The 19,613-nt window shown below is 57.0% G+C and carries 13 protein-coding genes and 3 pseudogenes; 10 read left to right on the forward strand and 6 right to left on the reverse strand.

Annotation, left to right across the window (positions count from 1 at the left end; genetic code table 11):
* Positions 1 to 142: 142 nt before the first annotated feature.
* A complete protein-coding gene (locus IFT47_RS11760; RefSeq protein WP_192171438.1) occupies positions 143 to 1,813 on the forward strand; it encodes a putative bifunctional diguanylate cyclase/phosphodiesterase in 1,671 nt (556 codons plus the stop codon).
* 180 nt (positions 1,814 to 1,993) lie between these two features.
* Here the strand turns inward: IFT47_RS11760 and IFT47_RS11765 are convergent, their stop codons facing one another.
* Positions 1,994 to 3,376 (reverse strand): NorM family multidrug efflux MATE transporter, encoded by a 1,383-nt coding sequence (locus tag IFT47_RS11765; RefSeq protein ID WP_192171437.1) that lies wholly within the window; start codon positions 3,374 to 3,376, stop codon positions 1,994 to 1,996.
* A 165-nt stretch (positions 3,377 to 3,541) separates the two neighbouring features.
* Between IFT47_RS11765 and IFT47_RS11770 the strand changes: the two genes are divergently transcribed.
* The 3 genes and pseudogenes from IFT47_RS11770 to IFT47_RS28125 all read left to right on the forward strand — a co-directional run bounded on the left by IFT47_RS11770 (position 3,542) and on the right by IFT47_RS28125 (position 6,656).
* Complete coding sequence (locus IFT47_RS11770) at positions 3,542 to 4,462, forward strand: LysR substrate-binding domain-containing protein (RefSeq protein WP_192171436.1); 921 nt, start codon at positions 3,542 to 3,544, stop codon at positions 4,460 to 4,462.
* A gap of 355 nt (positions 4,463 to 4,817) precedes the next feature.
* Positions 4,818 to 5,753: pseudogene (locus tag IFT47_RS28120) on the forward strand (Cache 3/Cache 2 fusion domain-containing protein); the annotation flags it as partial.
* A gap of 180 nt (positions 5,754 to 5,933) precedes the next feature.
* Positions 5,934 to 6,656, forward strand: a complete 723-nt coding sequence (locus IFT47_RS28125) for a methyl-accepting chemotaxis protein (RefSeq protein ID WP_446731159.1) — start codon at positions 5,934 to 5,936, stop codon at positions 6,654 to 6,656.
* Between the two features lie 282 nt (positions 6,657 to 6,938).
* Here IFT47_RS28125 and IFT47_RS11780 read toward each other — a convergent pair.
* Positions 6,939 to 7,589: pseudogene (locus IFT47_RS11780) on the reverse strand (ATP-binding protein); the annotation flags it as partial.
* A gap of 114 nt (positions 7,590 to 7,703) precedes the next feature.
* Here IFT47_RS11780 and IFT47_RS11785 point away from each other — a divergent pair.
* The 6 genes and pseudogenes from IFT47_RS11785 (at position 7,704) to IFT47_RS11805 (ending at position 13,695) form a co-directional block, all read left to right on the forward strand.
* Positions 7,704 to 8,387, forward strand: a complete 684-nt coding sequence (locus IFT47_RS11785) for a TnsA endonuclease N-terminal domain-containing protein (protein ID WP_192171434.1) — start codon at positions 7,704 to 7,706, stop codon at positions 8,385 to 8,387.
* Positions 8,387 to 10,312 (forward strand): Mu transposase C-terminal domain-containing protein, encoded by a 1,926-nt coding sequence (locus tag IFT47_RS11790; protein WP_192171433.1) that lies wholly within the window; start codon positions 8,387 to 8,389, stop codon positions 10,310 to 10,312. The genes IFT47_RS11785 and IFT47_RS11790 overlap by 1 nt, the downstream gene beginning before the upstream one ends.
* The gene (locus IFT47_RS11795) at positions 10,309 to 11,196 is read left to right on the forward strand and encodes a TniB family NTP-binding protein (protein ID WP_192171432.1); all 888 of its coding nucleotides are present in this window, start codon (positions 10,309 to 10,311) and stop codon (positions 11,194 to 11,196) included. Before IFT47_RS11790 ends, IFT47_RS11795 begins: the two co-directional genes overlap by 4 nt.
* A pseudogene (locus IFT47_RS28130) lies at positions 11,157 to 11,621 on the forward strand (TniQ family protein); the annotation flags it as partial. The gene IFT47_RS11795 and the pseudogene IFT47_RS28130, both read left to right, overlap by 40 nt.
* Positions 11,622 to 11,678: 57 nt before the next feature.
* Positions 11,679 to 12,269: a hypothetical protein gene (locus tag IFT47_RS27610; RefSeq protein ID WP_244655852.1), complete on the forward strand. Its 591-nt coding sequence runs from the start codon at positions 11,679 to 11,681 to the stop codon at positions 12,267 to 12,269.
* A gap of 583 nt (positions 12,270 to 12,852) precedes the next feature.
* Positions 12,853 to 13,695 carry a hypothetical protein gene (locus IFT47_RS11805; RefSeq protein ID WP_192171430.1) on the forward strand — a complete coding sequence of 281 codons (843 nt, stop codon included), beginning with the start codon at positions 12,853 to 12,855 and terminating at the stop codon, positions 13,693 to 13,695.
* A gap of 12 nt (positions 13,696 to 13,707) precedes the next feature.
* Here the strand turns inward: IFT47_RS11805 and IFT47_RS11810 are convergent, their stop codons facing one another.
* The 4 genes from IFT47_RS11810 to IFT47_RS11825 form a co-directional block, all read right to left on the reverse strand.
* Positions 13,708 to 15,411 carry a hypothetical protein gene (locus IFT47_RS11810; protein WP_192171429.1) on the reverse strand — a complete coding sequence of 568 codons (1,704 nt, stop codon included), beginning with the start codon at positions 15,409 to 15,411 and terminating at the stop codon, positions 13,708 to 13,710.
* Between the two features lie 520 nt (positions 15,412 to 15,931).
* Positions 15,932 to 16,081 carry a type II toxin-antitoxin system Phd/YefM family antitoxin gene (locus IFT47_RS27965; RefSeq protein WP_342345350.1) on the reverse strand — a complete coding sequence of 50 codons (150 nt, stop codon included), beginning with the start codon at positions 16,079 to 16,081 and terminating at the stop codon, positions 15,932 to 15,934.
* 249 nt (positions 16,082 to 16,330) lie between these two features.
* Complete coding sequence (locus IFT47_RS11820) at positions 16,331 to 16,798, reverse strand: GNAT family N-acetyltransferase (RefSeq protein ID WP_192171428.1); 468 nt, start codon at positions 16,796 to 16,798, stop codon at positions 16,331 to 16,333.
* 76 nt (positions 16,799 to 16,874) lie between these two features.
* Complete coding sequence (locus IFT47_RS11825; RefSeq protein ID WP_192171427.1) at positions 16,875 to 19,352, reverse strand: helicase C-terminal domain-containing protein; 2,478 nt, start codon at positions 19,350 to 19,352, stop codon at positions 16,875 to 16,877.
* Positions 19,353 to 19,613 lie beyond the last annotated feature (261 nt).

A 19,613-nucleotide genomic window follows, 5' to 3' on the forward strand; every position in this document is an offset into this window, starting at 1 on the left:
CAGCCACCGTCCGACACTGTGATGCGCCGCGCTATCTATATTTCGCCGTTTTGTTACATTTGCGTATTGCGGATGATTCTCGCGTTTGACGACCCTCATTCGGGGGTGCGCCAAGGTCTTTACGTTTGTGTGGGGAGTTAGCTTGTCTACGCCTGTCGAACCCTTGCGCTTGCTGCTTCTGGCGGACACGCCCGAATGGCCGGCATCGTTGCGCGAGTGCCTGGCGCCGCTCGGAGATGCCGCTGTCCTTGACTGCGCGCCGAGCTGGGACGCTGTCAGCAATCAAACCGACTTCTCCACCTCCGGAATACTCTTTACCACCGAAGCCCTTCAGCCCGCCGCCGGCCAATGCCACTGGCCCACTGTATTGCTTTTCGACACCGAACCGGACGAAGAGCCCGTTGGTGTCAGCGACTGGCTGGTGCGCGACGCCCTCACATCGCAGGCCCTGCGCCGCTGTCTGCGCCACGTGCGCGAACGGGGCGTTCTGGAGACCACGCTCAATCGCCTCGCCGAGCAGGACCCTCTTACCGGCATCGCCAACCGCCAGGGCTTTCAGACCCTGTTGGCCGCCCGACTGGCCGAGTTCGACGGCCGCGGCCTGGCGCTGGGGCATCTGGACCTGGACAACTTCCGGCGCGCCAATGACGCGCTGGGTCATCAGGCGGGGGATCGGCTGATCCTGCAAGTGGTGGCGCGGCTGAAAGGCCAGCTGGAGGCGTGCGATCAACTGGCGCGACTGGGCAGCGATGAATTTGCCCTACTGATCGACACACGACGCGCCCCCGAGCGCGCCGAATCCATCGCCGAGCGCATCACCGAAGCCTTGTCCGAACCGTATTGGGTCGATGGGGAAAGCCTGTTGATCGGTTGCAGCCTTGGCATCGCCTATGCGCGCCTCAACGGCGGCGCCGATCCGTTGATGTGGCACGCGCACATCGCCATGCAGCAGGCCAAGGGCACTCAGGGCTGTACCTTTCATGTCTTCAACGAACGCATCAACCGCAACGCGCGCAGCCTCGCCGATCTGGAAAGCGAGCTGCGCCGCGCCTTGCGTCGCGATGAGCTGGAGCTGCATTACCAGCCACGCCTGTGCCTGAATACCGGGCACATTCTGGGACTGGAGGCATTGGTGCGTTGGCGCCACGCTGAGCGTGGGTTGTTGCCGCCGAGTGAGTTCGTGCCGCTGGCTGAGCAAAGCGGGTTGATCGTGCCGCTGGGTTATTGGGTGATTGCCCGTGCCCTGCGCGACATGCAGGCCCTGCGCGAGAAAGGCGTGCCGCCGCTGCACATGGCGATCAACCTGTCGTTCCGCCAGTTTCAGGACAACCAGTTGCTCGCGACCCTCAGCCGGTTGATCGCTGATCGGGGTATCGATGCGCAATGGCTGGAATTTGAATTGACCGAGACGGCCGTCATGCGCCGCAGCGATCTGGTCAAACAGACCATGGATGCGCTGGGACGGCTGGGTGTGCGCTTCTCGCTGGACGATTTCGGGACCGGGTTCTCGTCCTTCGTGCACCTCAACAGCTTGCCGATCACACTGCTGAAGATCGACAAGAGCTTCGTCGGTGAAATGGAGCAGCGCGAGGAAAACCGCAAGCTGGTCCACGCGATGATCAACCTGGCCCACAACCTCAGCCTGGAAGTGGTGGCCGAAGGCGTTGAAACCCCTGAGCAACTGGCCTTGCTGCGCAGCTTCAACTGCGATCAGGCCCAAGGTTTTTTGATCAGTCACCCGCTGGCCTTGCCGGAGCTGATGGATTATCTGGCGATGGGCCAGAGCAAAGGTATTGCGCTGCAGAGCCAGTGAGCGGCGGCTCGTTCTTTGAACACACCTCGGAGTGATTCTGTAGGAGTGAGCTTGCTCGCGAATGCATGGGGTCAGCCGACATGGATGTCACAGACCCACCGCCTTCGCGACCGTCCTAACCTCCGATTGCTCCTACAGTTGGGTTTGTGACCGCCCCGGATTGTGAATACCCGCAGAGGCCTATCCCATCACCACAACCCCCGTCGCCTCCTTGCGCAGCAGTCGCGCGGTCTTGCGCTCGAATGCCCAGGTCAGTGCGACTGCGGAGCAGAGCAGGCCGATCGCCAATCCCCACCACACGCCCACCGCGCCCTGGTTCGCCAGAAACCCGAGGCCCCAGGCCAGCGGCGCGCCGACCACCCAATAGCTCGCCAGTCCGATCAGGAACGTGGTTTTTGCGTCCTTGAACCCCCGGATCGCGCCCATGGCGATGGTCTGCGTGCCGTCGAGAATCTCGAACCAGGCAGCGATGGCCAGCAGCCTCACCGCCAGCTCGACCACGCCTTGGTATTTCGGATCGTTGACGTCCACGAACAAACCGATGACGGCGTGGGGCGCAACCCAGAACAGAATGCCGAACGAAAGCATCAGCAGCCCGCCGAAGCCAATCCCCATGCGTCCGGCAGTGCGCGCCAGCAGCAGGTTTCCGGCCCCGTAGTGCAAACCGATGCGCATGGTCACCGCGTAGGAAATCCCGACCGGGACCATGAACGCCATCGACACCGATTGCAGGGCGATCTGGTGCGCCGCCATCTGGGTGCTGCCCATGGCGCCCATGCAGAATGCCGCAAAGGTGAACAGCCCGACTTCCACCGCATACGTGCCACCGATGGGCAGGCCCAGACGCCACAGCTCTTTCAGGCAACTGCGCGAGAGTTTCATGAGTTCTTTGTGAAGGGGATACGCCGCGTAGGCGCTGTGATAACGAATGTGCAGCGCGAGGGCCAGGGCCATGGCGTTGGTGACAATGGCCGTGACCAGACCAATGCCCATCAGGCCCCAGTGCGGCAGGCCGAACAGCCCGTGGATAAACGCGTAGTTGAGCCCGAAGTTCAGCGCCACGCCTACCAGACTGATCACCATTACCGGGGTCGCACGCCCCAATGCACTGGTGAAGCCGCGCAGCGCCATGAAGCTCAACAGGCCGGGCAGCGCCAATGGCAAGGTGATCAGAAATTCGCTGGCCATGTGGACGTTGGCTTCGACTTGACCAAATTGCAGCAGGATCGGCTCGAGGTTCCATAGGATAAGCGCAGCAACCAAGGCCATGCCCCACGCCAGCCACAAACCGGCCTGGGTCAGTCGGGTGACGCCGGCGTGATCATTCGCGCCCTTGCGGATCGCGACCAACGTGCCGACGGCGGCCATGACCCCCACGCAGAAGAACGACACGAAGTTGTAGCTCGCCGCGCCCAGCCCGCCACCGGCGAGGGATTCCGGGCCCAGCTTGCCCATCATCACAGTGTCGGTGAATACCATCAGCATGTGCGCCATCTGCGAAGCAATCAGCGGCCCGGCCAGACGCAGGATGATCCACAGTTCTTTGAAGGCGTGCTGGTGCATGGTCTTTGCGCTCGGGTGGCGGGTGTTGGCGGGCCGGTCATTGTGGGGATTCAAGTGAGGATGCACAAAGGGATAAATCCGATCACTCGCATGAGTAAAACTCATCCTGGGGTTTTCTGCGGTAGAGTGGCCTCGGTCGCCGTCCAGCCTGAGGAGTCCCCGCCGATGTCTCGCTCTCTTCCGCCTTTGTATGCCCTGCGCGCGTTCGAAGCCGCTGCGCGACACAGCTCGTTCACGCGCGCCGCTGAAGAGCTGTCGATCACCCAGAGCGCAGTCAGTCGGCATATCCGCACGCTGGAAGAGCACTTTGCCTGCCGTCTGTTTCGCCGCAATGGTCGCAATTTGCAGCTCACCGAAGCCGCGCGTGAATTGCTGCCGGGCGTGCGGGAAGGCTTTTCAGCGCTGGAGCGAGCGTGCAGCGCGTTGATGGCGGAGGAGGGCATCTTGCGCATGAAGGCCCCGTCGACCCTGACCATGCGTTGGTTGCTGGCGCGGCTGAGTCGTTTCCGCCATCTGCAGGTGGGCAACGAAGTCCAGCTGACCAGCGCCTGGATGGACATCGACAGCGTCGACTTCACCCAGGAGCCGTTCGATTGCGCAGTGTTGCTCAGCCATGGGCATTTCCCGCCGGAGTGGGAGGCAACGTACCTGTTCCCGGAATGGCTGATTCCCGTGGGCGCGCCGACGCTGCTGGATGACGCGCCGTGGGACGCCGAGCGACTGGCCGGCGCCGAGCTGTTGCACCCTACGCCCGACCGCCGCGACTGGCGCCGATGGCTGGAGCGCATGGACTTGTCTGAGCGGGTCTCGCTCAAGGGAGGGCAGGTCTTCGACACGCTGGAGCTGGGCATGATTGCGGCGGCTAGGGGTTACGGCGTTTCCATGGGCGATCTGCTGATGGTGGCGGAGGACGTCGCTCAGGGCCGGCTCAGCCTGCCATGGCGCACGGCGGTGGTCAGCGGCGAAAACTACTACCTCGTCTGGCCCAAGACCCGCCCTGGCGGCGAGCGTCTGCGGCGGCTGAGCGACTTCTTGCAGGGCGAAGTGCAGGCGATGGAATTGCCTGACGTGACGATTCTGGAGTGAGCCGTAAAGCGCACCCCGACCGAAAGCGGACGCAGGACAGCCAAAAAGGGAATTAATTCCGTCCTGAAGCGACGTAGGACTCAAGTTTTTTGTCTGTCGGCCGAAGGTGTATTGCAGAGCCGGTTCACCTCAATCGACTCATCGATTCCCTCTATCAGAATTCGTCCGAATGGTGCTCCTGAATCAGGATGGTCCCGTCGTTCGGCAAGGAGCTCCAATGCCTCAGCCTCGCGCCCGAATTGCTTCGCAACTCGGCATCGCCCTGGCCGTTATTCTGGCGGTCGTCATCAGCGGCAGTACGCTGTTCGCCTTGCGCTCTCTTGATTCGGCGAACCTGGTCATCCGCGAAGAGCACATGAGCAGCGAAGCCCGGTTGCTGGCCGACCAGTTGAACACCTTCCACAGCACCCTGCGCGACAGCACCCAGCGTCTGAGCGGTCTGTTCGAGAAGCGTTTTTCGGGCGGCCTGAGCCTGCAGGGCGATCAGCAGATTGCGGTCGCGGGCGTGCAGACCCCTGCGCTGCTGATGAACGGCACTGCGCTGAACAACGACTTCACGGAAGTCGACGATTTCAAGAAAATGACGGCCGGCGTGGCGACGGTTTTCGTGCGCAGCGGCGACGACTTCGTGCGCGTCAGCACCTCGCTGAGCAAACAGGACGGCTCACGCGCCATCGGTACCTCGCTGGATCACAAGCACCCGGCCTACGACAAGTTGCTCGCCGGACAGGGATATGTCGGTCGCGCGCTGTTGTTCGATCGCTTATACATGACGCAGTACAGCCCGGTGCGTGACGCCAACGGCAAAGTCATCGCCGTGCTGTTCGTCGGCTTCGATTACACCGACGCGCAGAAGGCGCAGTTCGACAACCTGAAAAACTTCCGCATCGGTTCCACCGGTTCGCTGGCGTTGCTTGATGAGCAGAACAAATGGCTGGTGCCGCCTGCGGGCGTGAAGGACCTGGATCAGGCAAGCACCACGCTGGCCGAGTTCGCCAAGACGCCGAGCGTTGGGCATTTCTGGCAGGACGCCGGCGAAGATTTCTACACCGTCGGCGAGAAGTTTGCGGGCGGCCCGTGGACGGTTCTGGCAACGATGCCCGAGGATGAAATCAGCGCAGTGACCTGGAGCGTGGGCACGCAATTGGCCATCGGCAGCCTGCTAGCGATGTTGATCGCTGTCGGCGCTGCGATCTGGCTGTTACGCAGCAAGCTGCGGCCGCTGTCGGCGTTGGTCAGTCAGGCAGAAGCGTTGGGCGCTGGTGATCTGAGCGCACGTCTGAACGTGTCCAGTCACGATGAAATTGGTCAGTTGGCGGGCAGTTTCAACAAGATGGGCCAGGCGCTGGAAACCATGGTGTCCCACATCCGCACAGCAGCGCTGGAAGTCAGCAGTCGTGCCAATGCGCTGTCCGGCTTGTCGGGCGGCGCTTATGAGGGGATGGAGCAGCAATCCGGCGAAATCACCAGCATGGCCGGCGCAGTGGAGGAGTTCAGCGCCACGGCCCTGACCATCGCCGACAACATGGGCACCACCGAACGCATGGCTCAGGGCAATGCCCAGCAGACCCGCATCGGCCGCACGTCCATGGAGGAGGCATCGGCCTCGCTGGAGCAAATTGCAGGCTCGCTGAGCAGCACCGCGACGGTGATCGATACCTTGGGCCAACGCTCGCAAGAGATTGGCGGGATTGTCAGCGTCATCACCTCGATCGCCGAGCAGACCAACCTCCTGGCCCTCAACGCCGCGATCGAGGCCGCACGCGCCGGTGAACAAGGCCGTGGTTTTGCGGTGGTAGCGGATGAAGTCCGCAGCCTGGCATCACGTACGCGCCAGGCCACCGACGAAATCTCTGGCATGATCAGCAGCATTCAGCAAGAGACCAGCAATGCCATCAGCACTATGCAGCAAGGCAACGCGCTGATGCAGGAAGGCCTGTCGCGCAACGCCAAAGTAGCTGCAGCGCTGGCCCAGATCGACGAACAAAGCCGTTCCGCCGGTGAGCAATTCACGTCCATCACCACCGCGACCCAAGAGCAGAGCAACACCGCAACGCTGCTCAGCGCCAACCTGCAAAGCATCGCCCTGGCGAACAGCGAGCAACGCGAAGTTGTGTCCAACCTGGCGATTACGGCTCAAGAGCTGAATGCCGTGGCGGCTGACTTGCAGAAGGAAGTGGATCGGTTTCGGTGAGGCTGGAGCGCTGCTGAGCCGCCAGAGCCAACCAGCGTAGGTGTGAGCAAGCCCAATCTCATCAAGCAACACCGCAGATGTATCTGGCAATACACGAGTTGTGGGAGCGAGCTTGCTCGCGAAGAGGCAAGAACATCCGCCAAATATTCAGCGGTTGAGATGCCGCCTTCGTGAGCAAGGTGGAGCGCCACCCCGGTCACTCCCACAGGTGTTGCACATTCTGCGCGACAGTGCGGTGCTGAACGAAGGGTTATCTCCCGCCGTGGCATGGTGCATGCGGTTTCAATTCGTCGAAGGCCGATACTGCAAAGCCTCGGCGATGTGGCATCGCGCGATGGCGTCCACCTTCTCCAGATCAGCCAGCGTGCGCGCCACTTTCAGCAGGCGGTGGGCAGCGCGCAGGGACAGGTTCAAGCGTTCACACGCATTCTCGAGCCAGGCTTCGTCTTCCGGCAGTAACGCGCAGTGTTGGCGCAGCGCGGGCAGGTCAAGAAATGCGTTGGCGCACCCTTGGCGTCGTTGTTGGCGCTGTCGGGCTTCTGAGACCACCTCCGCTGCGCTGGCGCTTTCACCCTTGCAGTCAGGCGTGGCAGCTAAAGACGTAGTTTCCCGAGCAACGGTCAGGTGCAAATCGATCCGGTCAAGCAATGGGCCCGACAGCTTGTTGCGGTAGCGCTGAATTTGATCAGTCGAGCAGCGGCAGCGCCCGGTCGGTTCGCCGTGATAACCACACGGGCAGGGGTTCATCGCCGCGACGAGTTGAAAGCGCGCCGGAAAGCGCACCCGATCCCGCGCCCGGGAAATCACGATATGGCCCGATTCGAGGGGTTCGCGCAGCACCTCCAGCACGCGCCGATCAAATTCCGGAAGTTCGTCCAGAAACAGCACACCGTGGTGGGCGAGGGTGATTTCTCCGGGTTGCGGGCGACTGCCACTGTAGGATTTCTAATTTCCTGCGACACCGCCATACTAGGGCCCCTGCACCATCAGCACAGCGTTCAGCAATAGCTGCGACGCATTAACTAAATAGCTGCGACGGTCCTATAAATGGTCGGAAATAGCCGCGACAAAAATAATTCGGGGTCGGTTCGCCCTATCAAACCCACAAAAAGAAGCGTCTCCGGCGTGTTTCCATTCCGCGGCGAAGGTGGCATCCCCTACGAGTCCACGCTGGAGCGGGATTTCATTGTCCGTACGGAATTCTCCAAGGATGTCCGCAATATCACCTCGCAGCCGGTTAGCATCCCTTTCATCAGCAACGGGCGCCCTTACAAATACACCCCAGATTTTCTCGTTCACTTCAATCTCGGAGCTCGAGACCTCGACAACTGGTCCAAGCCGCTGCTGGTTGAGGTAAAGCCCGAGGCCGAGTGGCGCAAAAATTGGCGAGCATGGCTTCCCAAGTGGAAAGCTGCTTGGCGGTACGCAAGCGAGCAGGGCTGGGTCTTCCACATCCATGACGAAACGAGAATTCGGGATACCGCGCTGCATAACATCAAGTTTCTGGAACGTTATGCACGAATGACTTTTGAGCCAGAAGACAGTGAGTGGATTATCGGCACGGTGCGGGAGATGGGCGTTGCGCCCGTCCACTACCTGCTGGCATTGCACTCCTGCGACCGGTATCGAGGCGAGGGGATCAGTCATCTCTGGCATCTCATTGCTACAAGACGGCTTCTCTGTGACATACGCCTTCCTTTGAACAATTTCCTAGAAGTTTGGGTGGCGTGATGGCCGACAACGATTCACTTGATGCTCAGCTCACTCCCTACGAGCCTGACCGGCTCCAGGTAATAATTGAGGTGGGGGCGGTCGTCGCTCACGGCGATTCTGCTTACCGTATTTCACAGATCCTCGATTTTCGAACTTTGGTGGGGATCGAACTGGAGTCAGGTAAAGCTGCTGCGTTGCCCATCGACGGCTTACGGGCGATCAAGCAAGAGAAAGTCGAGGGGCTCTACGCCAATTACGACATGGCGCTGATTGGCAGCGAAGACTGGGCTGAGGCGCAGAGGCGCTACGCTGCCATCGAGCCGCTTCTGGGGAGCGTGGTTATCGGTCGGCGAGACGTCGAAGCCAGAAGCGCCGCGGTTGGCGTTGATGTCGCGACCTTGTATCGCTGGATAAAGCGTTACAAGGACTGGGGTGAGAAGCTCGCTCTTATTCCGCGGAGGAGAGGATGGAAGGAGGGCAACTCACGCCTTTCGGATGAAGCCAATAGAATCATCGAAGATGTCATTACTAATTATTTCCTCAAACCTCACCGCCCAACGGTGCTATCGACAATCGATAAGATCGTCGAAACCTGTGAAGCGGCGCAGATCACTCCGCCTGGAGTAACTGCGATCCGGGCACGAATTAAAGGTGTCCCCGATAAGGCTTACCTACGCGGCCGAGGTTATACGGAGTTGGCTCGGAACAAGTACACGCCGACGCCTGGCTCATTTCCGGGGGCGGACTATCCCCTTGCCGTTGTGCAAATCGATCACACGCCCATGGATATCATCTTGGTTGATGATCTTCACAGGCGTCCTATTGGTCGGGTGTGGATCACCTTTGCGATTGATGTGTATTCTAGGATGATCACGGGCTATTACCTGTCCTTGGATGCACCTGCTGGGATATCGGTGGCAATGTGCATTGCCCATTCCGTTCTCCCCAAGGAAAACTGGCTGATTGCCCATGGAGTCAGCGGAGAATGGCCAGTTTGGGGGATACCCAAGATTTTGCATGCCGATAACGGTCCCGATTTTCAGAGCGAAGACGTCAAGCGATCATGCTCCAATATCGGCATCGAAAACCAGTTTCGCCCCGTGAAGCGCCCTCGCTACGGAGCCCATATTGAGCGCCTGATGGGAACGTTCGCGCAAACTCTGAAAGACATGCCCGGAAGAACCTATAGCAATCAAGCCGATCGCGCAGGCTACGACTCCGAGAAGCATTCGGCGCTGACCTTCGACGAGTTCGAAACGTGGCTGGTTAGAGAGATTCTGATCTACAACGAAGCATATCACTCGAAAATCTACATGAGCCCTAGCCGGAAGTGGCACATTGGGATATTTGGCAACACAGATCAGGATCCTCTGGTTGGTATCCCTCCAAGACCAACTGATCCGTTTACGTTGCAGAGGGATTTTTTGCCTTCGTTTGAGCGCACCGTTCAGCATTACGGTGTCCAGATCGACCTAATGTACTACTCCGAAGCCTTACGGCCGTGGATCAATGCGAAGGATAAGCACACGGGTAAAGCGCGGACATTCATCTTCCGTCGTGACCCTCGAGACATCAGCTACATCTGGTTTTTTGATCCGCTGCTCAAGCAGTACTTTAAGGTAACGTCGTCGAACCAGGCATTTCCTGCCGCAAGTATCTTTGAGTTCAAAGCCGCGAAGAAGCGTGCGGTCGACGAGGGGCATGCCGCTATAAACGAGCCGCTGATCAAGCGCTACATCCTGCAGAACCGAGAGCTCGTCGCGAATGCTGAGGCCCATACGACTAAGACCAGACGTCAGGCCCAGCGCAACCGAAACCATGCCAAAGGCAAGACGCCGGCTGAGCCAAGTCCGCAGAATATCAAGATCGCGCCTGCTCTAACGAGCGGCTTCCAGAACATGGTGATCGACGGTGATCTTGAAGGGTTTGGGGATATTTCATGACTCAGTACAATCATATTCATCCGGAATTCCGGCCCGTCATGTTTAAACCCTCTCAGGGACGTATCGATTTCCTCCACGAGCCGCGCTGGATTGGCTACCCCTCTGCTCAGAAGTTGATCGACCTCATGCATCATCTTATGACGGTGCCCAAGCGTCCCAGGATGCCGAACCTGTTAGTTGTCGGCAGCTCCAACAACGGCAAGACGACCGTTGTCGAGCGATTTGAAAAATTGCACGGGACTGGTTACGTGGACACTGACGGAGAATCAGTCAAACCTATCATCTCAATCGAGGCTCCTCCTTCCGCAGATGAACGCTCACTTTACTGCGCAATCCTGGAGCAGTTCTGGACGCCCTACAGACCGACCGATGTGGTTCCCAAACTTCGTTTCCAAGTGATTCACCAAATGCGTGAAAACCAAGTGAGGTTGTTCATCATTGACGAGTTCCACTCCATGCTGGAAGGGACGGCTATGAAGCAACGGGAGATCATGAACGTCATCAAGTTGCTTTGTAATGAACTCATGATTCCTGTGGTCGGTGTTGGGACCGAAGACGCTGTCAGGGTGCTACACACTGATGCTCAGCACGCGAGTCGGTTCGACGTTTTCAATTTGCGCAACTGGACATTGAATGTTGATTTTCAACGCTTCTTGAAAGGGTTTGAATCCGTGCTGCCGCTGCAACAGCCTTCAGGACTGGCTCATCCCGATTTGGCCAATCGGCTGCACGCGATCTCGGAGGGAAATACCGGTAACCTACACAGGCTACTGATTGAGTGCGCTACGGAAGCAATTCACTCGGGCAAGGAAAAAATCGACGCAGATATCATCCAGAGCAAGTCATGGGTACACCCTACTCGTGGCATCCGCGAATTGCTGTAGTTAATTCACGGTGGCCCAAAGCGCAGAGTCTGTTTGCGGATGAGCTGGTATCTTCCTGGCTCATACGTAACGCGTTCGCGCATGGCTGCTCACCCATGTCACTCACCGGAAGTATCTGGCCTGGCTGGAGATGTTGGACCATTGATCTGGACCGTGGGATCCCTGACGGAAAACTCTTGCCTCTGTCGAAAATGACAGGGATAGCTGTTTCGGACATCTATTCGTCAACACTCCGTCCCATCGCTCAGGCACTAAACCCAGCGCTCGATCACCACAAAGGCATGTGGCCATGGATTCTTGGGCTCGGAACCCGCAACCGTCGCCACTCCGGCGGATTGCAGTGCTGTCCTCTTTGCTTAGCTGAAAACGTTCCCTATTACCGGTTGTCCTCGCGACTGGCTTGGCACACGTGCTGTGAAAAGCATCAGGTGAGACTTATAGACAGGTGCCCTGAGTGCGGGGCGCCATTACAGCCGCACCTGTTGGAGCAGGTGGATTTGGATTGCGGGCATTGCCATCGCTGCCACATCCCCTTTAATACGCATTCTGACAGTCTGGGATTTGCCGCCGGAGCACTCGCCTTTCAGCGTGCAGCTGATGACGCAATGCATGGTCTGGTATCTGAAGACGATCCCAACTGTGATCCTGGCGAGTGGTTTTATCGCGCGCGGTTTATCATCGGCATACTGAGGGTTGCCGCGGTGAATGGCTCAAAGCCGTTTTCCGCTTTTCGGGAGGCGTACCATGTCGGTGCTGTTGCTCGACCAGATTCTGGTCTCCCCATTGAACTGCTCTCCATTGCGGAAAGAATGGAGTTGCTGTCTGCGGCCTGGAAGGTCATGGATATGGGGGCACATCAACTGTACGAAGCTATTACGGCTTGCTCACTACCTCGGTATTCCTTACGGATACCGGCCGGCGAGATTCCACTACCCTTGCAAGCGACGCTCGAGGGGCTTCCTGCAGGTAAGCCCAGGAAACACGCAGCAACTGGTTTTCGTTCGCCAGCTTCACAACACACCGTTGCCAAGCTGTGGGCAAGGTTAAAAAGAAAGGTCCAACGGGATGGTTGAAAGTCAGAAGCAGGAGGACAGCTGTTGCTCGGCCTGCCACAAGCCGATGCGAAGAACTCATCGGGTGTACTTGTTCCAACGCTACTGCAACAACTGCTATGCCAGGCTATTCAAGCCTAGGCTATGCCCAGGCTGTGGAAATAGAGTTCGCTTGCCGACTTTTCACCTCGATGCAGTCTGTCACTCCTGTGTCACCTCTGTCCCCTGCATACGGTGCGAACGCATAGGTCGACCGGTGGGCAGGATTACACCTGAGGGATTGGCTTGTAACTCCTGCGCTCATTACTTTACTGAGCCTCACCACTGTGAGATGTGCAACGCTCTCTCAACTCGACTCAGCAAAAAAATCATTGACGATCAGGAGATGCGTTGCTGTCCAAAATGTGCGAGCAACGCTGAAACGTGCCCCAGCTGTAGACGATATAGGGTTCTGATTGATGGGCGTGATGGCGTCAGGGAGTGTCGCCGTTGTGCGCATCTGGGTGAGATCGAGTGCCGAAGCTGTGGCGAAATGTCGCCTGCAGGTTACGGGTCTGAATGTGAAAAATGCCGAGGCCGTAGAACCTTCTACAAGCGCTTGCAGATGAATGTCCAAGCACTGAGTCGTGATGTCTTTCGAGAGGCTTATTTGGCGTATGGGGAGTGGCTGATTAACAAGATCGGACCCAAGAGGGCGGCTCTGCTGATCAATCGCCATTTGAAGAGTTTCACTGAGATGAACGCGCAGTGGATTCGCTTGCCGACCTATCAGCAGCTTCTTGAAGCGAAGGGTGCGCTGTGGATTCGACGCGCTCTGCTCCCCATGCAGTGGATGGCTGAAGAGCGGGGGATGCGTGTTGATGAGACCCTAAGGGAGGAGGTCACGGAAGTGGGCCGGATTGAAGCCATTATGGCCTCTACTTCGTCAGAGGCTGGGCAAAAAATGCTTCAAGCGTATCGTGTGCACCTTCAATCGAAGCCCAACAAACGAGTCAACTCATTGAGGTCTGTCCGCATGGCGATGCGCAGCGCCGCAAATCTCGTGTTGGTGAGCGAGGCTGATGGTCGCCCATCGCCCTCTTCTGAGTCCTTGCGTTCACTGCTGGCTGAAACGCCTGGAGTGGCAGCCTCGTTGGCAAGCTTCATCAGCTTTCTGAACGCGTCGTATGAGTCGTCGATCGTGTTTCCCAAAGACAATCGGGATGCCATCAAACTCAGGCGAAAACGCGCTGAGCAGGTGCTCAAATCGTTGATGGGCGAGGCCGCCATGGGTGTCGATGTGCTCGATCGCTGGCCGACAGCTGCATTGGGTTACTTCCATGGCGTGGGAAGGGTCAACAAGAAAAGTATGGTTCTGACCAGTGACCCCGAAAAAAAAGGTTTGGTTGTCACGCTGAAAGGCAAGGAATACTGGATTCCGCTGCCATCGACCGCTCAGGTCGAGTGAGATAATAAACCCTTACACAGGACCAACCAGGCCGCGCAAATTGTTCAAAATCACCTTTTTGAAGGGCTCCGGTCCGTAATCGCGAGGGCGGTGAACGAAGGTCGCATGTGTATAGTTGGACATCTTCGTATCTTTGATTCGACCGTCATGCTTGAGAATGTTTTGGAATATCACACCTAACTCAAGATCGACATCGGTCTTCCGGGTGGGGAGCATAACCATCAGACCTCGGTAGCCATCTTCATAGTGTTTGATAGCTCCATCATCGGTGGTGAAGCTCCGCGGTTTGCGGAAGATCTCCAGGATATAGACGTGCCTCTCGGCAACAGTCATCCGGATAACGAAAATGCGTTTTGGCGCCCGTTTGAAGACCCCATCTTTTCCAGGCGGCACGGCCGAGATGTATTCATACTCTGCCACGCCTTCCGTCTGAAACCCTGCATGCCTTGTATACCAGCCTACCTCACTGATATATCCATCAAGGGTTTCTGACAGGCTGATGCAGGTTTGCCACATCTGGGCGAGACTGCCATCAGGTACTGCTTCTGGGGAAACAAATTCGGATTTGCCGCCGCCTCGGCCGTTCCCACGAGCATCCCCTGGGGCGAGGGTATTACGATCACTGCCGGGTATAGCGTCGCCTCGTCGCCCGGATATCACCTCTTTCCTGCGGATGATTTTTCGTCTAGTGCCAAGCGTCCTGAACGGAGGGTTATGCACTATCCGCGGGGTATCGCTATCTGGTGCCTCATCGTCAATGAGCGACACGATGACATTTGACGACCCTGGTGGAGGGTTTTGTATATAGGGACGCCTGCCATCTTCTGTTTCAGCTCCGCCTTCTGCAGCATAATCTTGACGCTCGACGATGATGGGGTAGCCATCTGGTTGACTCATCCCGTCAACATTGAGTAGAAGAAAGGTATTGGCGTTTAACCAGTAGCCGCGGCCTTCAATGGTTGGAAAGCCCGTAAACCAAGGCTCGACTTTAATGAATGTTTTTTTACCGGGCTTGAAATCTGCTTGCAGACTATTATGCAGGCGTTTGCACAGGTCATTAGTGTATTCATCGAATATGGCGTGCGCCAGAAACGGAGCTTCGCGGGACGAAACTCTGCGCTTGAGTTTGAGTATCCACGCCTCGGGGTCTGGATCGACTCCATACAGATATCGCTTTTGAATCTCTTCAAGCCCATACGTCGCGAGCAGCCAGTTCGTTTCTGAACTGTGTCCGTAGCAACGAGTGAGAAACTCCACGCAAGGTACCAAGATGGTTTTTCCGCCTTCGGCTCTCATTTGGATGAGCCAACTCCCGCCCTGTCTTATTGAAAGGGAACTCAGATAAGACTCAAGCAATCCCGCCGACTCAGCAGTCACCCAGTCCCACGTACCAGGATTGAGGTTCACTACCGTCGCGTCCAGCGTTTCCATCTTTATCTCACCGATCAGCCTGCCGTTCTTCCACACGCTTCCCGGCCTGAGACTCCCCAAGTGAGAAATTGCGGCATCCATTTTCCTTGTGGATCCTAATACGCCATCGGGGTGAACTGTCTTCAGAATCACCTCTGCAAGAGGAACAGTGTTAGGGGTGTGATTTTTCGCCAAGCCTCCGTGCCAACACACCACAAGTACGCCGCCCGCTGTTGCAAGCGGCTTACCAAAATGAAGGTTGCTTGACCCGATTCCGGGTTTACTGATTTTGCGAGGATCTAGCATGAATACGCTCGGGCCAGAGACAGACAAGGGTGCTTCGTGGTGCGCGGGAGATGGTCGGCTTGCGAAGCATCGTTCGTTGTATCGGCGAATGCCGGGTATCTTGAGCGGCGAGATCAGAGGTATCTGCACTAGCAGGGCGTGATTTTTTTCAAACCCCTGATGGCCTCAATGTAATGGCGTTGGTGAGGAAAGCTTTCACACGTTTCCACTGATTATCCTGAAATATCCTGTCGATTATAATCAGGCGGTATGCCCCTGTTTAGACGGCTTTCATCAGCTTTTACAGTTTGTATGCCTTGCAAAAAGGCCCAGCCGGTGCCCACATGCCCGCACGGTTCGTTGTAGTCAAGGCATGCGAGACGAGTGGGATGCGTAGGTGCATGATCGAAACTGCAGATCGTCTGCGGTCGCCGCACACGACAACTGACAATCACGTGTGGCGATGGTGACTGAGCTCGAGTTGAGCGATCGATCTCTTCAGCCGCTGAGCATTGGCAGTCGAGCCAAGCAGATAGACTGTTTATTGAAGTCCGTTGTAATCGCTCAAAGGGAGTATCACGACGGGACTTCCTCGTCGGCGCACAATGATCGTCGGTCCATGATCCCGGCAGACCTCCAACACCACTTGCTTCAGCGTTTTCCACGCCTGCCTCATCGTCAGAACATGCATTATGAGCCCTGCAAGGCAATCAAATGGGTGGATGCGCAGCGCTACGGTTTCGCACCCCGGCCAAGCTCGTCATGTACGCTGTGTTGGCCGTACTTAATGCGATGACGACAGTATTGGCCGTCCGGGTTCCCGCGATTGGTTTCCGATCAGCAGCCAAAGCTCCGTGTCTGCTCGGCTAGCGCAACCGCATGGCTGGCAGGCAGGCTGGGGAGTGCAGTGCTGCCAGATTTTTATGGTGAAGTTTATCAATCACGTTGCAAATGTCAGAGGATGTTGGTTCCTGGCTGTATCCCCCGGCTTCACGAAATAACATTGTGGGTAGGCGTAAAGGGCTCGATCTCCATACGCCGTGACGATTTTGAACCAGAATTCCGCAGAGTTGCCAAGGATGCTGACGCTAACGTCTTCTAAGTCATAAGTAGCGAACAGGTAGTCGATTGAGGCTGTGGCTGCCGCGCGCCCAACCCCGAAACCACGTGCATTCGGGTGTACGTAAAGTTTATGGAGCTCGGCGCCATCTCCCATGAACAGTAAGGTCGCAGTGGCCATCAGCTGGCTATCACGATAGAAATGAAGAGGTTCATTCGGGATGCCTGAGTAATACCCATTCTCCATAAATGGTGCCTTTCCGCCATCCTGAAAAAGGGCCTCTGCCTGAGCGTATGCCTCGGTATAGTGTGTTGCGTCGAAAGATCTGAGCTCTAAATCATTGGTCATTGGTGGCATCTAGATAGTCGTGGAGTCATTTTGGGCTTGCCTCATATTGAAAGCCAGCCTCGCGTGGCGTTGCCTGTCAGGATTTTGAGTTTTGGCTGACGGTACAAAGCGCCAGAATTGTTTCAACCGAAAGCTTATGGTGGAGAAGCTGCTTTTCGACCATCCTGGCGTCTGTGTAACCCCCTGTGGTTGCCAGGGATACCGCGTAAGCCCGAACTGCGTCTCGAAGATTCTTCAAGCCTGTCCTGTTTATGATTCTGATGTCCTTATGAGGGGAGGCGGCGTGCTCAAACACGGTCTTGGGGTGCACCAGGATGGGCGTGATGGTGCAGGTCTTGTCGTATTTCTTGTTGAACCAGACGATCGACCCGTTGAGTTGGTTGGTGTCACCTTTTGAGACCTTTGGCGCTGAGACAGCCCCGCTCTTACATTCGATCACGAAGTAATTGAGACCGCCGAGCGCCCAGAGGTTGTCAGGGCCGCGCCCGATCTGATCTTCAGGTCGCTGCGAGCCAAAGCCCAAAAAGCTTCCCAGTGCAGCCATTGCGGCTTCAAATCGTTTGGAGCCTTCTTCACCCCATTCCAAGTCGTCGAGCAGTCCATTGATCCAGATCACGAGGTCATTGCCCTCCAGGAACTGGTTCATGAACTCTATCGCCGACTTGGCTTGACCGATGACCGGTGCGCTGAGCTTCGTATAGGTTGCACCAGCGATAGGCTTCAACAGTCGTGAATTATGGCCCAGAGCTGCCAGTTGGATCTCTTGAGCTCCGGCAGGGTTTGTGAGGTTGGTGTATTCAGCAAGTTGCTGCATCAGGTAACCCTTGAATTTGGGCTCTGCAGTACCGTTGACAGCCTTCTGGGCTTTCGCTGTAGCGACGTCATACCGATCGATTCTGACTGCGTCGAAGGCGGCCCGAAGCATGACCTGATTGTCGTCCAGATGCCCTCCGATCACTGGGGCGGCATTCACGACCGCATTACGTCCGGCGCGGACCCATTCGTCATCTTGTTTAAGGCACAGGTCCAAAATGGGTTTCAGTTCGTCGATGGATTTTCCTCGAATCTGGGCTGCGACCTCTTTACCCAGGGCGATCTGCGCACGCGTCGCGGAGGAAAACATTTCCTCGGCGTCAGGCTCATGAAGCCGTTGGGTCAGCCTTCCGCCGAGCAGGAGCACGACGCAATGGTCATCGCTTGATCTGACACCGCGCCCCATCCCTTGCTCAATGCGTTGGACCTGACGTACCAATTGCCTCTTTGTGCCGTCAAGCAGCAGCATCTCAAGCCTTTCGCCCAACCCGTAGACTTCGGGCAAGCCGTCAATCACGAGCAGCTCGCAGGCCTCCCCTGGGAGGTCGATGCCGTCGTACTTGTTGATGAGCACTGTCAGCCCGACATGGCCATCCTTTAGCTTCTCTACTCCATTTTGAATGCTGTCTTTGTCCAGAATCTGGTCAGCTACATCGCCCCAAAACTCAGCTCGCGGCTTCGAGGGAACAATGACCACCACGTTCAAGTCTTCGGCAATTTCCGAGACCAGTTCTTTGATCTGCTCAACGGTGTAATCAGGATTGATTTCTTGCGGTGCGAGTATCATTCGATCCCCGATGTCACCGCCGCCTTTGGGTCTGATCGGTTGTGCGACCTCGGTTGCGTCGGCCTTGAAGTGATTGACCAGAATCGTGTCGTCGGCGAGGGTTGCCGTCATGTAGATACGTCGCTTGGCCGAGTCAAATGCTGGAATTCGGTCTATTGGTACGAAGCGCGGTGCAATTTCCAGTCGACCACCGCCGAAGACACATGTGCACAACGGTATGGAGTCGCTCAGTAATGGCCAGTTCCACTCTAGGTCTTTGCTGTGTCGATGGGCGTGCAACAGCGTTAGGACTTCATCCTTATGGTCCTGCCATGCCCAGTACGGAACGGTCATCACGACGGATGCATCTTGCGCCTTCACGTCGAGCAGGCCCGAGGGTGATTGCGTCTTCAAATCTTCCTCAAACAGCTCTAAAAGACCGTCGTACACCGGGTTGTCGACCTTCGACTTTATGCAAAACTGATCGTGCACAACGCCCAGGCATGCATGGGCATCGTCGATTACAATGCATCCGATAGGGATCTTGCGTTCGCCAACGCCGAATACCGAACGGCCATTGAACAGCTTATGAACGTTGGCCACCAAGATGGCTCGACCGGCGATGAAGTCTGGATCTTTCTCGTCATCAGTTGCTGCAATCCCCAGAGACTCTGCTTCGGAGAGAACCTGCGCCACCAGAAAACTGTCGGGGGTTATGTAGACCGCAGGCTTGATGTTTTCATTGAGCGAGCTTTGAAGACACAGAAGACCGACTACGGTCTTTCCGCCACCGGTGTTCATCTTCAGTGTCAGGTCGCGTGCTGCTCTTCGCGCGAACCAAGCGTCCAGGATGTCAGATTGTTCATCCAGAGGGCGTCGAAATCGAGGGTCTCGCTTCAACGTGGTGAATATTTTGCGCGGATCAATTTGCTTCGACGCCGTGCCGGCATTGAGTTTGTCGAAATTTAAAACCATGGTCCCTCCTTTGAATACTCATTTTGCCCAGTGCGTATCTATTCAGATGACCGCTGGATCTTGCTGGTCCGCCCCGGGCGTTATCCGGACTTAGCCAAGGTTAGCACCCTGTCGAAAAAGGGTGCGGCGGCAAAGCTTCATCTCCGCTTCGGTCAGGCTGACCTCGCGCTGAGGCCAAAGATATAAGCCTTGCTTATGCGGATAAATCCAGCCCGAGGTGGCAGACTGTTTCCCTGAGTGCGACAGTCACCAAGGCAGACT

Source organism: Pseudomonas sp. CFBP 13711, from assembly GCF_014842265.1.
In the GTDB taxonomy this organism is placed as follows: Bacteria; Pseudomonadota; Gammaproteobacteria; order Pseudomonadales; family Pseudomonadaceae; genus Aquipseudomonas.

What these genes read in the sequence shown, in the direction of transcription:
- IFT47_RS11820 (WP_192171428.1), bottom strand. Translation starts at nt 16,798, where the DNA reads ATGACCAATGATTTAGAGCTCAGATCTTTCGACGCAACACACTATACC.
- IFT47_RS11805 (WP_192171430.1), top strand. Translation starts at nt 12,853, where the DNA reads ATGAATGTCCAAGCACTGAGTCGTGATGTCTTTCGAGAGGCTTATTTG.
- IFT47_RS11785 (WP_192171434.1), top strand. Translation starts at nt 7,704, where the DNA reads ATGGTCGGAAATAGCCGCGACAAAAATAATTCGGGGTCGGTTCGCCCT.
- IFT47_RS27965 (WP_342345350.1), bottom strand. Translation starts at nt 16,081, where the DNA reads ATGCATGTTCTGACGATGAGGCAGGCGTGGAAAACGCTGAAGCAAGTG.
- IFT47_RS11810 (WP_192171429.1), bottom strand. Translation starts at nt 15,411, where the DNA reads ATGCTAGATCCTCGCAAAATCAGTAAACCCGGAATCGGGTCAAGCAAC.
- IFT47_RS11765 (WP_192171437.1), bottom strand. Translation starts at nt 3,376, where the DNA reads ATGCACCAGCACGCCTTCAAAGAACTGTGGATCATCCTGCGTCTGGCC.
- IFT47_RS28125 (WP_446731159.1), top strand. Translation starts at nt 5,934, where the DNA reads ATGGCCGGCGCAGTGGAGGAGTTCAGCGCCACGGCCCTGACCATCGCC.
- IFT47_RS11795 (WP_192171432.1), top strand. Translation starts at nt 10,309, where the DNA reads ATGACTCAGTACAATCATATTCATCCGGAATTCCGGCCCGTCATGTTT.
- IFT47_RS11770 (WP_192171436.1), top strand. Translation starts at nt 3,542, where the DNA reads ATGTCTCGCTCTCTTCCGCCTTTGTATGCCCTGCGCGCGTTCGAAGCC.
- IFT47_RS11825 (WP_192171427.1), bottom strand. Translation starts at nt 19,352, where the DNA reads ATGGTTTTAAATTTCGACAAACTCAATGCCGGCACGGCGTCGAAGCAA.
- IFT47_RS11790 (WP_192171433.1), top strand. Translation starts at nt 8,387, where the DNA reads ATGGCCGACAACGATTCACTTGATGCTCAGCTCACTCCCTACGAGCCT.